The sequence below is a fragment of the Pseudoalteromonas shioyasakiensis genome (assembly GCF_024518675.1).
GTDB classification, from domain to species: Bacteria; Pseudomonadota; Gammaproteobacteria; order Enterobacterales; family Alteromonadaceae; genus Pseudoalteromonas; species Pseudoalteromonas shioyasakiensis_B.
Map to the genome: position 1 here is coordinate 60,496 of NZ_JANIGL010000001.1, position 12,344 is coordinate 72,839.

At 40.5% G+C, this 12,344-nt stretch carries 14 protein-coding genes; 9 read left to right on the forward strand and 5 right to left on the reverse strand.

Annotated elements, in window-relative coordinates; all coding sequences use genetic code 11:
- Window positions 1-16: 16 nt before the first annotated feature.
- The 3 genes from NQT69_RS00280 to NQT69_RS00290 all read right to left on the reverse strand — a co-directional run bounded on the left by NQT69_RS00280 (window position 17) and on the right by NQT69_RS00290 (window position 2,340).
- Window positions 17-502: a DUF4124 domain-containing protein gene (locus NQT69_RS00280; RefSeq protein WP_256825737.1), complete on the reverse strand. Its 486-nt coding sequence runs from the start codon at window positions 500-502 to the stop codon at window positions 17-19.
- Window positions 503-616: 114 nt separating this feature from the next.
- Window positions 617-2,122, reverse strand: coding sequence for a DUF3413 domain-containing protein (locus NQT69_RS00285; RefSeq protein ID WP_256825738.1), 1,506 nt, complete (start codon window positions 2,120-2,122; stop codon window positions 617-619).
- A 5-nt stretch (window positions 2,123-2,127) separates the two neighbouring features.
- Entirely contained in the window at window positions 2,128-2,340 is a 213-nt protein-coding gene (locus NQT69_RS00290) for a DUF1414 domain-containing protein (protein ID WP_058558974.1), read from the reverse strand.
- Between the two features lie 62 nt (window positions 2,341-2,402).
- On the opposite strand from NQT69_RS00290, the gene yejK reads away from it, so the two are divergent.
- From yejK to NQT69_RS00310, 5 genes are all read left to right on the forward strand, one after another.
- On the forward strand, window positions 2,403-3,416 hold the full coding sequence (yejK, locus tag NQT69_RS00295; protein WP_087531867.1) for a nucleoid-associated protein YejK: 1,014 nt from the start codon (window positions 2,403-2,405) through the stop codon (window positions 3,414-3,416).
- Window positions 3,417-3,861: 445 nt separating this feature from the next.
- Window positions 3,862-4,293 (forward strand): DUF6491 family protein, encoded by a 432-nt coding sequence (locus NQT69_RS00300; RefSeq protein ID WP_256825739.1) that lies wholly within the window; start codon window positions 3,862-3,864, stop codon window positions 4,291-4,293.
- 300 nt (window positions 4,294-4,593) lie between these two features.
- Window positions 4,594-4,932, forward strand: a complete 339-nt coding sequence (locus NQT69_RS00305; protein ID WP_256825740.1) for a DUF3703 domain-containing protein — start codon at window positions 4,594-4,596, stop codon at window positions 4,930-4,932.
- Window positions 4,929-5,075, forward strand: coding sequence for a GFA family protein (locus NQT69_RS19600; RefSeq protein WP_444860507.1), 147 nt, complete (start codon window positions 4,929-4,931; stop codon window positions 5,073-5,075). Before NQT69_RS00305 ends, NQT69_RS19600 begins: the two co-directional genes overlap by 4 nt.
- Window positions 5,030-5,311, forward strand: coding sequence for a GFA family protein (locus NQT69_RS00310; protein ID WP_256825741.1), 282 nt, complete (start codon window positions 5,030-5,032; stop codon window positions 5,309-5,311). The genes NQT69_RS19600 and NQT69_RS00310 overlap by 46 nt, the downstream gene beginning before the upstream one ends.
- Before the next feature lie 130 nt (window positions 5,312-5,441).
- On the opposite strand, the gene rne is transcribed toward NQT69_RS00310, so the two are convergent.
- Window positions 5,442-8,681, reverse strand: coding sequence for a ribonuclease E (gene rne / locus NQT69_RS00315; RefSeq protein WP_256825742.1), 3,240 nt, complete (start codon window positions 8,679-8,681; stop codon window positions 5,442-5,444).
- A gap of 613 nt (window positions 8,682-9,294) precedes the next feature.
- Between rne and rluC the strand changes: the two genes are divergently transcribed.
- Both rluC and NQT69_RS00325 read left to right on the forward strand, forming a co-directional pair.
- Entirely contained in the window at window positions 9,295-10,260 is a 966-nt protein-coding gene (rluC, locus tag NQT69_RS00320) for a 23S rRNA pseudouridine(955/2504/2580) synthase RluC (protein WP_256825743.1), read from the forward strand.
- Window positions 10,257-10,904, forward strand: a complete 648-nt coding sequence (locus NQT69_RS00325; protein WP_256825744.1) for an HAD family hydrolase — start codon at window positions 10,257-10,259, stop codon at window positions 10,902-10,904. The genes rluC and NQT69_RS00325 overlap by 4 nt, the downstream gene beginning before the upstream one ends.
- Here the strand turns inward: NQT69_RS00325 and NQT69_RS00330 are convergent.
- Window positions 10,901-11,497 (reverse strand): Maf family protein, encoded by a 597-nt coding sequence (locus NQT69_RS00330; protein ID WP_256825745.1) that lies wholly within the window; start codon window positions 11,495-11,497, stop codon window positions 10,901-10,903. The genes NQT69_RS00325 and NQT69_RS00330 overlap by 4 nt on opposite strands.
- A 142-nt stretch (window positions 11,498-11,639) precedes the next feature.
- On the opposite strand from NQT69_RS00330, the gene yceD reads away from it, so the two are divergent.
- Both yceD and rpmF read left to right on the forward strand, forming a co-directional pair.
- Complete coding sequence (yceD, locus tag NQT69_RS00335) at window positions 11,640-12,164, forward strand: 23S rRNA accumulation protein YceD (RefSeq protein WP_256825746.1); 525 nt, start codon at window positions 11,640-11,642, stop codon at window positions 12,162-12,164.
- A gap of 9 nt (window positions 12,165-12,173) precedes the next feature.
- Complete coding sequence (gene rpmF, locus NQT69_RS00340; RefSeq protein ID WP_008109865.1) at window positions 12,174-12,344, forward strand: 50S ribosomal protein L32; 171 nt, start codon at window positions 12,174-12,176, stop codon at window positions 12,342-12,344.

Here is a 12,344-nt window from a genome sequence, read left to right on the forward strand (position 1 = left end):
AGTAAAACCCAATAGCTTATTCATAACGTTTTAGCTTTTTTTCAAGTTTGGTTAGTTGCTTTTCAACTGTTTTGACATCTCTAGCATAGCGTTTATTAATTGCCTTGAGCTGTTTTTTTATATCTTTGCTAATTCTTTTTGTTTCGCTGTCACTGAGTATTCGTTTCAAGCGCTGTTGCTGATTAAACTCAGCGCGATCTCTGTCGCGTGAAAGAATATCTAGTTGGTGATTTTGACTGCGAATTTGTGCATTGAGGTTACGAACGATCTGTTCTTTTTCCAGTGTGTTAAGCGTTTTAACATGGTTGGCGTTAGGATCTGAAAATGCAACATTGGTTTGTTTTATTTTGTGCTCTGTCGCATTGGAGCCACAAGGGAATTGGCTAAATACAGTACCTCGGTCTGTTGTACATTTATAGTAATGCGTTTTAGTGGCAAGGACTTGGGCAGAAAATACTGTCACGAGGATGAAAAATAAAAAACTTAAAAGGTATGTTCTCATAATGAGCTTCCATGCTTGGATCCCTTATGAAATATAACCCAAATTCGGTAAATCACAAGGTAAGTATTACAAAGCCACGTATAAATTAACAACAGTGGCTTTGCTAAACGTTGGTTACTGAGTAAAGGTTTTTAACTTTTTAATGCTTTGTACTAAAAATGGAATATCTAACCCTTGTTCAATAGAAAAGCCTTGCGCCGCAGAGATGTTTTTATAGTTGCCGTCAGAATCAATTAATGTAATGCGATCCTTTTTGTAAGCAATAAACACACCTTGCGAGTAGGTCACACCAGTATCGTCTTTTTTGTCATATAAATTAACACCCAACATGCTTTGTGTCGCTATATCAGAGCAGTTTAAGTATTCGCCTATGCTCGTAGCAATGATATCGCTTGGCTGAATAAGACCTTCGACTTGTGTGATTTTTTTGTCTGAGCTGTAAAGCCGTGAAGTTGTGACAACGTCATTGCTATTTTTAGCTAAACTAAATGCATAAACATGCGTTTGTTCATCGAATGACAGTGATGCAATATCGGTTTGTTCTGCATTAATAATACGTATCGCTACATTGTTCGTGGCTGCATCGTTAATAAAGTCAAAATCAGCAAACCCGGTTACCGTTAAGCTTCGTTGCTTATTATGCCAAGCTGGAAGTGATTGCTGAGTAAATAAAGCTGGCTTGTAATAAGCAGGCAAACCATACGCTAAGCTAAACAGTGTATCTTGGCTATTTACGGGCTGTAAAAAGTGCTCAGTGTGATACCAATCATTATGTTTATCAGCAAACTTAGACAATGATTCGTTATCAGCAAACACTAAAATGGTGCTGCCGGCATTGGGGGTTGACTCACAACGTGGCAGTGGGGCTGGCAAAGCATAATTTATATTTTGATTTGATAGCCTAACATTATGCGCTTGTTTGTAACTTTCAATATCGAGTAAATCGTTTTTAGCTAGCAGGCTTTTTGCTGTTGTTGGGTATGATAATGGTAAAACGTTATCTTGCTTGGTGATGTCAAACTCAAGGTTGGCATCGGCCCAAATATGGATACTGTGGCTCAGGGCAAAGCAGGTGACTAAAAGCGAAGTGGCGTAACGGCCAAATTTATACTGCTTTAAGCGTGCTAAATGGTGCCAAGTATAATTACTGACTAATAATTGAAACGCTAAAATTAGCATAACAATACCGCCAGCTAATAAAGTCGTTAGGGCTGGCGAGCTGGTGAGACGATGCCATAACAGAGTGACGATTTCAGGCAGTGCCGAGCTACTCAGATGATATCCTAAATTAAAATAAACGTAGGCGTCTAGGGTAAGCAAGGAGGCACCAAAGGTAGCCAGTACTGCTGCCATACCCCGAATATGCCGCGGGTAAGGAAACACTAAACTCAGAGGAAAAACCGTCAGCACAAATGCAATAAACGTGATAAAGCTGGTGTGGCTAAGCCAAGTCACCAACATATACACAGTGCCCATTACAGTTGTCGGTGGCGAATCGGCAAATAAGTAGCTTAAACTAATAAATAATACTAAGCCGATATTAGCAAAGGTAAACCAATGCCCCCAGCTTAGTAATTGACTCGCTTTAGACGAAAACTGATTGTGCTGCGATAAATTCATATAAGTTATTTAACCGATTGCGCTAATGCTTTGGCAAAGTTATCAGCAACGGCTTGTCTTTTCCCTGTTGGTACATGCTCTTTTAAGATATGCGTGATAGAATTTCCTAAACACATAAGACTTAAATCAACCGGCGCATTGTGCTCAGTTAACACATCAATGAGCTGATCGACGATTTGTTCTACTTCATCATTAGAATATTTTGATAAGATTGGCATCAGTTGGTTCAATAAAAGAGTTATATTCTCGTATTTTAACACCAGAGGCGTGAAAAACAAAGATGACAATAGATGTTAAAAAGTTAGTCGTTCATTATGTAGACAAAAAAGACGACGATACGCAGATCCATTTACGCAATGATGAAATGGCTGTTAATGATAAAGTTGCAGTATTTATCGAGCAATTACATCACGCTTACAATGGTAAACCTGGCAAGGGTTACTGTGCTTTTAGTGGCGATAAAAACAGTGTTGTTGCGTCAGCCATGCAAAGCTACCGCAATGACGAGCTTGGTTTTTGGCACATGACAGAGCAAGCAACAACGGTATTAAAAGAAGAGTTAAATAAGTACGCGTTTAATGAAACTGGTTATTTAATTTTTTGCCATTACCAGTATGTTGCCACTGATTATATGTTGATTGCCATGATCAACATTAAAGAGCATTACTCTATTACCTCAGAGCTTGATTTAGCCTCATCACGCCACTTAGATATTTCGCGGATGCAGCTTGCTGCGCGGATTGATTTAACCGGTTGGGATACCCAAGCTGACGACAACCGTTATATTTCCTTTATCAAAGGACGTGCTGGGCGAAAAGTTGCTGACTTTTTCTTAGACTTTTTAGGGTGTGAAGAAGGCATTGATCCAAAACAGCAAAGCCAAGCTATGCTTAACGCCGTTGAAGATTATTTATCTGAGCAGCAATTTGATAAGTCAGAGAAAGATGACTTACGCAAACAAGTGTTTGATTACTGTAATGACTGTGTAACTACAGGTGAAGATGCCAATGTCAGTGAATTATCGCAAGCACTCACAAAAGGTGATGACAACCCATTCGATAGTTTTTGCAAAGAGCAAAGCTACGATTTAGAAGAGTCATTCCCAGTTGATAAAAAAACCGTGACCAGCATGGTTAAATTCTCGGGTCTTGGTGGTGGTGTGAGTATAAGCTTTGAACGTAAGCACTTGGGAGAGCGTGTCACATATAACGAAGCCACTGATACGTTAGTGATTAAAGGCATACCGCCTAACCTTAAAGATCAATTACAACGGTTTATGGAAAGTGAAGACTAGATCTTTAAGCCATAAGCGGTAAGTTTTAAGATTGATTTGAGTTAAATTAAAGCGAAGTGTATGCACTTCGCTTTTTTTATACTAGTTTTAAGCGTGTTTTCGCTTTTTACTCGTTTTTTATTGCAATAAATCATGTCGCTCTGACTTGCTAATATTATTTTGAGAGGTGAGGAACGTACCAGCTACAAACTAAGGTCAGTGCAAAATTATTCAACAAATTTAAACTACATGTTAATTTTAACTTAATAAAGTTGCTGGTTTTCTTGAAATAGACAATAATTAATGATAATTATAGGTACGACAGCTACTTTTAATACAGCTTTTTAGCTGTGAAGTTTATTTAAATATATGATATTTAGCTATTTTCACTTTTCGGTGAAAAGCGTTATTTTTGTTTTTGCTGTTAACTAAAAATCGCCAAGTATTTAACAAATAAGGAGAGAAGATGAAAAATATATTTACTATTGCTTTGATCTCTGTTTTTACAATGGGATGTACGTCAACAACAATGTCATTAAGTGAAAAGGATATTGAATACGGTCAATTTGTCATAAATGAAAATTTATCAAGCGAAGATAGTGTCCAAGGCTTTAAGTTTAGTGGCTGGAAGTCTCTTTCAGATAACTATCTTATAATCACAGCTGTACATGACAAAGACTACCTTATACAAACGAATGGAACATGTATAGATTTGAATAACTCACATGATATTCAAATAAACCGAACTTCAAGTTTAGCTATTTATAAACAAAGTGATTCAATTTCTCGTGCAGGGAATTTTGCTGGGAAGTGTAATATTAAATCGATTTATCCAATTTCAAATGAGCAAACAGATGAGCTCGTTAGTATAGGTAAAACTTTTAAAAGTGAAAGCTAATATAATTCACTGAAAATAGTTGGCTAATTTTTCCAATATTTAGCCAACTTTTATGCATATTTTTGAATGTGATACCTATACTGAACCATAACAGACTACCTCTGCGAGAGTGCTTTCCTGAAGCTTCCATTTATTATAAAAAATTAATTTGAACTCTGTGAACTTCTGAATAGATGCTGGAATGAGTATTTAGATAAAATGTGAACCTTACTTACTCATTGATAGAAAACAGGAACTGGATTATTATTTAGCCAATAAAAATATTTTTATTAAACTACGCATAAAAAGCAAGGTAATGGAATGCGACAAACACTAAAAGATGCGTTTTGCTTTGAAATGGATGCAGGAATTCGTTTATACATGCTTAATGAATTTGATGCTGCTTTTTATCATTTAGAACGAGCTCATATTCTTGGTCAGCGTTATATAATTCCCCATACTAAATCTCACTGGTGGATGCTTAAAGTTGGCTTGAAGCAGCATAAATTTAGAGATGTATTTGGCCAAGTAACCAGGATTATAGCGTCGTTATTATTTTCTAAGATTTGGGTGCCAATGGGCAATACTGGTGGCTCTAATGTTAATCCATTAAAACCTATGCCTATTCCCGAAGATTTAAAGAAGGTTTTACAGTCATGAAACAGCCAAAGGTTTTTGAAGGTGGCTGTTTGTGTGGCTATATCCGCTACCTTGTTACTGCGACAAAGCTGGCTTCACATACCTGTTCGTGTAAACAATGCCAGCGTCATTCGTGTGGATTGAGTTATCAAAAGAACAAATAGAGTGGACAGGCCCAGGTGGCTTGCCAACAGTGTGGCGCTCATCTGAGTACTCGAGCAGGGCTTTTTGTTCTCAATGTGGAAGTACAATTGGTGCGATTGACGATAAGCCGACAGTAGCAATTGCGCTTGGAACTTTTGATTCTCCAAATCGCCAAGGCTTGGCGCCACAATCTCATTCTTATATTTCGAAGTTGCCTAAATGGTGGAGAATTGATCACTTAAAAACATGTGATTAGTTTAGGTAAAACAGCGTATAAGCTCGGCCGCTATAATATTAATTAGAGAAAAGAAAATTTGAGAAACAAAAAGCCGCGTTAATTTTCATTAACGCGGCTTTTTACTGTGCTTTTAGCTAAACCAAAGGCGTTAATCAGCACTCATGGTTTTAGTCATTGCAGCGCTTGCGCGACCAGCTGGCTTGATAGAGCCGGCACGTAGACCACTATCAGGAATAGCTTCACGTTTGTCGTGTGCCATCGCTTTAGGCGTGTGGGCAACTTCGCTATCAGCAACAGCAGTTGGTTGTGCCATTGGCGCACTTGCATGGCCGGCAGCAATTATTGTTTTGCTGTTTGCATTAGCAACCGGTGCTTGTTCAGTTACAGCAGGTGCTTCTTCAGTTGCAACAGGCGCCTCTTCAGTAGCAACAGGTGCTTCTTCAGTAGCAACAGGTGCTTCTTCAGTAGCAACAGGTGCTTCTTCTTCAGTTACAGCAGGTGCTTCTTCAGTTGAAGAAGGTGCTTCTTCTTCAGTTGCAACAGGCGCTTCTTCAGTTACACTAGGCGTTTCTTCAGTTACAGCAGGCGCTTCTTCAGTAGCAACAGGTGCTTCTTCAGTTGCAGCAGGTGCTTCTTCGGTTGCAACAGGTGCTTCTTCGGTTGCAACAGGTGCTTCTTCAGTTGCAGCAGGTGCTTCTTCAGTTACAGCAGGTGCTTCTTCAGTTACAGCAGGAGCTTCTTCAGTTGCAGCAGGTGCTTCTTCAGTTGCAGAAGGTGCTTCTGTCGTGGCCTCAACTTTTGCCAAGTCTTCTGTGGCAAGCGCTTGTTCTACTTGCTCTGATGCATCAGTTGCTGTTTCTTCCGATTTAGCTTTAAGCTCAGCTTCATACTCGGCTGCTGCTTGATCTGCTACTGGAATAAACGCAGGCGGTTGAGTACCTTGTGTTTCATTGCCTTCTTCACCTTGCTCAGGGCGGCGACGACGTTGTCCTGCAGCACGTAAGTGACGTGGTGAGCGGCGTGAACGAGTACGTGTTTGCCCTTGCTCTTCGTCAGCTGATGCATCTTGCTCAGGAGCAGCAGTGTGCTCTGGCTCTGATTTTGGTACTTCAGGTGCTTTCTCTTTGCTTACATTTGGCTGTGTTTCAACTTGCTCAATGTCAACAACAGGTTTAGCTTCAGGCTTTTCTTCAGCAGCTTTAGCAGGCTGTTGTGATACAGCTTGTTCCGTTGTTGCTGAATCTACTGCTGCATTATCATCATTTTGCACACGAACTTTCTTACGAACGTTGCGGCGTTGACGACGTGCTTTTGGCTTTTGCTCAGTTTTTTCAACGTTAGCGTCTTTATTCTCTACAGGCTCTTTAACATCAGCTGTAGGCTTTTTATCGTCAGTACGGTTTTCGTTGCGTTTACGAGAGTTTGAATTACGACGACGCTTATTGCGGTTTTCGTTTCTATTCTCTTTTTGCTCTGTGTTACCAGTATCTGTCGTTGATGCTTCCTCAGTAGGACGTTCATTTCGCTCGTTTTGAGGTTTATTGCGTGAATTGTTGCGACGACGTTGGTTATTTCGGCGGCGGTTATCACCATCATTGTTACGATTGCGGTTATTACGGGTATTCGATTTATTAGTTTGCTCTTTCTTCTCTGGCTCTTGTTTTTCACCTGAGTCAGCAAATAAAGATTTAAACCAATTGCCAATGCTAGCCAGTAAACCCACTTGCTCATTAGCACTTACTGCTGCTTTTTGTGCTGGTGCTGGTGTTTCAGCTGTTTGAGGAGCTGGACTTGATGGCATTACAACACCTTTCAATCTCGGCTCTTCACGTACTGCAACAGTTGGCGTCTTCGATGTTTCAAACACTTCTGGCTCAGGTGCTACAACTTGGTCATAGCTTACAGTTTCAAGTGTTTCATCTTTACGTAAACGCATAACTTCGTAGTGTGGTGTTTCCATGTGTTGATTTGGAATGATCACTACATCACAGCTGTGGCGTTTTTCAATGCGGTGTACGCTACGGCGTTGCTCGTTTAATAGATAAGCGGCAACAGCAACAGGCACTTGCGCATTAACTTGCGCTGTATTGTCTTTAATCGCTTCTTCTTCGATTAAACGTAAAATTGATAACGCAATCGACTCGTTTGAACGAATAGTCCCTTGGCCGCTACAACGAGGGCATGGCCCTTGGCTTGCCTCACCTAGTGAAGGACGCAAGCGCTGGCGTGACATTTCAAGTAAACCAAAGCGTGAAATTTTACCAATTTGTACGCGGGCACGATCTGGTCTAACAGCATCTTTTAAGCGGTTTTCTACTTCACGTTGATGGCGTGGTGGTGTCATATCGATAAAGTCGATAACGATTAATCCACCTAAGTCACGTAAACGTAATTGACGGGCAATTTCGTCTGCGGCTTCTAAGTTTGTGTTCAGTGCTGTTTCTTCGATATCACCGCCTTTTGTGGCTTTTGATGAGTTGATATCGATAGAAGTAAGTGCTTCGGTTGGGTCAATTACAATTGAGCCACCTGAAGGCAAACGCACTTCACGTTGGAAAGCAGATTCAATTTGGCTTTCAATTTGATAATGCGTAAACAGTGGTACTTCGCCAGAGTAAAGCTTTACACGGCTCATAAAGTCAGGGCGAAAACGTTCAATGTGTGCTTTTGCTTCTTCAAATACACGTGGTTTATCAATTAAGATTTCACCAATATCACGGCGTAAATAATCACGAATAGCACGGAAAATCACGTTGCTTTCTTGGTGGATTAAAAACGGTGCTTTGCCAGAGTTTGATGCCTGTTGAATGGCATCCCAGTGTACAAGCAATGCTTTTAAATCGTAGTTAAGTTCTTCAAACGATTTACCCACACCCGCTGTACGTACAATTAAGCCCATACCCTTAGGTAATTCTAAACGGCTTAATGCTTCTTTTAGTTCAGTACGCTCATCACCTTCGATACGACGTGAAATACCGCCAGCGCGAGGGTTATTAGGCATAAGTACTAAGTAGCTGCCGGCAACGCTGATAAAGGTGGTTAGTGCTGCGCCTTTTTGGCCGCGCTCTTCTTTATCAACTTGTACGATCACTTCTTGACCTTCTTTGATTACGTCACGAATGTTCGGACGACCTTGGAAAGTGTAACCTTGTGGGAAGTAAGTACGTGCGATTTCTTTTAAAGGAAGGAAACCGTGACGTTCAGCGCCGTAATCAACAAAGGCTGCTTCTAATGACGGTTCAATACGTGTGATTTTGCCTTTGTAAATATTGGCTTTTTTTTGTTCGTGACCCGGGCTTTCGATATCTAAATCATACAGGCGCTGGCCATCAACCAGTGCTACGCGCATTTCTTCTTGCTGCGTCGCATTGATTAGCATACGTTTCATATTGTTACTCTACTGTGTTATGTCGCTGACATGACGAATTTTTTCGCCTGTTCAGTTGCTCCTGTCGCTTGTTTTTATGCAGTCTCACGACTGGATATATGGCGGAGCTTGGTGCTGTATTTGTTTACAAGTGACTTTATGGTTGTGGCTGACAATAACGTTTTTTACGTTATTAGGTTCATAATAGCGACAAAACTAGCGGCTGTTTTACAGCATCGTATTGGTGTCTTGTCCAGAGTCGACCATTTTTAAATTTACTTGTTTACTTACAGCACATCTGCTGAACGGCGTTTAACGCCGTCACGATCAGACAAATTATCTGTTCAAATTGCTTTTATTTTCTGCAATTAAGGCTGTTCATGCTCAAACTTAACTTACGATATATTACGCGCACCGTCGTTAATTGAACGCACGTGCAAACTAGGTCTGTATAAAAGCTTTGGAAAACTTATCTCGGATCTGTATGATCAATTACCTAGAATGTGCATCACGAATGTCTTAATGTGTTAAAAAGCACCGTTGTTATTGCAAATACTATTTTGCACTGGTGATTATCCCACTATTATAACCGTGTTAGCAACTAAATTATTTTACTTAAATCAGTGATTAGGCAATGTCAGAAAAAACCGGCTTACAAGTATCTTTCGTCACGATTACCGAAGACCACCTAGGTCAACGGATTGATAACTTTCTTATTACCCATTTAAAAGGGGTGCCTAAAAGCGCTGTTTATAAAATTCTCCGTAAAGGTGAGGTACGGGTTAACAAAAAACGTATTAAGCCTGTATATAAACTTCAACTTGATGATGTGGTACGTATCCCACCAATTAAAATAGCTGAGCGTCAAGACGACTTTGTGCCAAATAAGCTTGATAAAGTGAAGCAGCTGGAAGAGGCTATTTTATTTGAAGACCAATACCTTATTGTGATTAACAAGCCTTCAGGTATGGCTGTACATGGCGGCAGTGGGTTAAGTTATGGCTTAATTGAAGCCTTGCGGTCATTACGGCCACAAGAGCGCAGCCTTGAACTAGTCCACCGACTCGACCGTGACACTTCTGGGTGTTTATTAATTGCTAAACGTCGCTCTGTATTGACGAGCTTACATGAGCAACTGCGTGAAAAAACCATGGAAAAAAACTACTGGGCACTTGTTGATGGCCAGTGGGAGTCTAAAACTAAGAATGTAAAAGAGGGCTTACGCAAAAATACCTTGCAGTCAGGGGAGCGTATAGTGCGAGTAGATAACAGTGAAGAGGGTAAACCGTCACACACTCGCTTTAAAGTCCTTGAACGTTTTGATGAATGTTCGTTAGTGCAAGCCTCACCAGTAACAGGGCGAACGCACCAAATTCGTGTTCATACCCAGTGCCAAGGTCACCCTATTGCCTGTGATGATAAATACGGCGACCAAGCATTTGATGCCGGCATGCGCAAAATTGGTTTAAACCGACTATTTTTACACGCACATGATTTGAGTTTTTATCATCCTAAAAACGAAACAACCATGCGTGTTGAAGCGCCACTTGATAAGACCTTAACAAATTGCATAAAAACATTACGCGCAGCTAAATCGTGAAAAATTATAAATTAGTGATATTTGATTGGGATGGCACCATCATGGATTCGGTGACTAAAATTGTCAACTGTATGCATCAAGCTGCAGTAAGTTGTGGTTTAGAGCCACCAAGTGATGAAGCTATTAAAAATATTATTGGCTTATCACTCGAACACGCTGTGGCGACTTTATTCCCTGATAATGCCAACCTATATCCTGATTTAATCGCCGGATATAAGCATCAATATAAACATGTTGATGTTACACCTACGCCTTTATTTGCCGATGTCGAACTGACATTGGCAAGGTTAAAAGCTAAAGGGGTTATTTTAGCGGTCGCGACAGGTAAAAGCAGAGCAGGCCTTGAGAGGCTATTGACTGAAACAAAACTTGGCCACTATTTTAGCGCCACACGAACAAGTGATGATGCGCAATCTAAGCCTTCGCCTGATATGCTGTTGCAATTAGTCAAAGAGCTTAATATTGATTCTGCAGAAGCATTGATGATTGGCGATACGAAAATTGATATGGCGATGGCGCAAGCGGCTCAGATGGATCGTGTTGGAGTCACTATGGGGGTGCATAATGCAGCCCACCTTAGTGAATTTGAGCCACTTGCTACGGTTGATTCATATCAACAATTATCGACTCTTTTACTCGACTAGCAGGCTTGGTTGTCTAGTACATCTAAACCAAACTCAGTCAATAATTGGCTGAGTTTAATCAGCGGTAACCCAATTAAGCTGTTTGGATCATCGCCGCTGAGCTTTTCAAATAAACAAATGCCGAGTCCTTCGCTTTTAAAACTACCGGCACAATTGTATGGTTGTTCAGCATCGCAATAGGCGTTTATTTTAGCCGTTGTTAGTGTTTTAAATGTCACTTTAAAAGGCTCTACGATAGTTTTTATGCTATCGGTTTTTATATCATACACAGATAAACCGGTTAAGAAGGTGACAGTGTTTGCACTAAATAAGCTAAGCTGTTTAATTGCGTTTTCTTTGTTGTGCGGCTTACCTAATATTTGCCCATTAAAAACTGCCACTTGATCTGAGCCAATAACTAACCCTTCAGTATATTTACCCTGCGCGGCACGTGCTTTTAATGCACTTAAGCGCATCACTAACTCGGAGGGGGATTCATTGGCAAGAGGAGTTTCGTCAACATCAGGAGAAAAACTGGCAAACGGAAGATTAAATTTTTGCAATAAAGACTGACGAAATGGTGAACTTGAAGCTAATATAAGCGGGTAGTGCATGGATTATTTTCCTAATGAAAATCAGATTGAGTTAGGATAAATCAGATCCGTTGGCAAAACAAAGAAATGAATCGGGAAAAACCAGCTAAAAATGGTTTTTTACTTTGACTAACCAAGTAACTATCTATATGATGCAGCCCCTATGCAAAAGGTGAAAATTCCCATCACTCTTCATCCAGGCAAAGCAGCTCAACACCGTTTAAGTTATGACGGCATTGTTCAGCTTGAAAAACTGACTCGTTTACGAGAAGTTATCCAGGAAGAAGCAGGTGAAATAGCGGTAAAAATTCATTGCAAGAATGATGAGCAAGGTTTAGTTGTGATCCGTGGCAATTTGTCCACACACGTAACTGTTACTTGTCAGCGTTGTAATGGTGATTTAGGGTTGGATTTGGATCAAGACTTTGTGTATTCGCCAGTCGGTTTGGATGCAGAGTCAGATGATCTTCCAGAAGACTACGATGAAGTAGCACTTGATGAAAATGGTGAAATAGACGTTTACGAGTTAATCGAAGACGAACTACTTTTAGCAGTTCCATTAGTGCCTACACACAACGAAGCTTCATGCAGTTATTCAGCAAAGCCTGCCAGCTTTGGTGTACTAAAGGCGGAAGATGATAAACCAAATCCATTTGATATTTTGAAACAACTTAAGAAAGATTCTTAGGAGAAGACTATGGCTGTACAAAAAAGCAAAAAGTCTCGTGCAAGACGCGGCATGCGCCGTTCACACGATGCGATCAGTGGTCCAACTTTAACTGTAGACCAAACATCTGGTGAGACTCATCGTCGTCACCATGTGACTGCAGATGGTTACTACAAAGGCGTACAAGTAATTTCTAACTAA

Bases quoted from the DNA above. Each gene is read 5' to 3' on its own strand.
- NQT69_RS00310 (WP_256825741.1), top strand. From the start codon at position 5,030: ATGCCAGCGTCATTCGTGTGGATTGAGTTATCAAAAGAACAAATAGAG.
- NQT69_RS00300 (WP_256825739.1), top strand. From the start codon at position 3,862: ATGAAAAATATATTTACTATTGCTTTGATCTCTGTTTTTACAATGGGA.
- rne (WP_256825742.1), bottom strand. From the start codon at position 8,681: ATGAAACGTATGCTAATCAATGCGACGCAGCAAGAAGAAATGCGCGTA.
- NQT69_RS00305 (WP_256825740.1), top strand. From the start codon at position 4,594: ATGCGACAAACACTAAAAGATGCGTTTTGCTTTGAAATGGATGCAGGA.
- NQT69_RS19600 (WP_444860507.1), top strand. From the start codon at position 4,929: ATGAAACAGCCAAAGGTTTTTGAAGGTGGCTGTTTGTGTGGCTATATC.
- NQT69_RS00290 (WP_058558974.1), bottom strand. From the start codon at position 2,340: ATGCCAATCTTATCAAAATATTCTAATGATGAAGTAGAACAAATCGTC.
- yceD (WP_256825746.1), top strand. From the start codon at position 11,640: ATGCAAAAGGTGAAAATTCCCATCACTCTTCATCCAGGCAAAGCAGCT.
- NQT69_RS00285 (WP_256825738.1), bottom strand. From the start codon at position 2,122: ATGAATTTATCGCAGCACAATCAGTTTTCGTCTAAAGCGAGTCAATTA.
- NQT69_RS00330 (WP_256825745.1), bottom strand. From the start codon at position 11,497: ATGCACTACCCGCTTATATTAGCTTCAAGTTCACCATTTCGTCAGTCT.
- NQT69_RS00280 (WP_256825737.1), bottom strand. From the start codon at position 502: ATGAGAACATACCTTTTAAGTTTTTTATTTTTCATCCTCGTGACAGTA.
- rpmF (WP_008109865.1), top strand. From the start codon at position 12,174: ATGGCTGTACAAAAAAGCAAAAAGTCTCGTGCAAGACGCGGCATGCGC.
- rluC (WP_256825743.1), top strand. From the start codon at position 9,295: ATGTCAGAAAAAACCGGCTTACAAGTATCTTTCGTCACGATTACCGAA.
- yejK (WP_087531867.1), top strand. From the start codon at position 2,403: ATGACAATAGATGTTAAAAAGTTAGTCGTTCATTATGTAGACAAAAAA.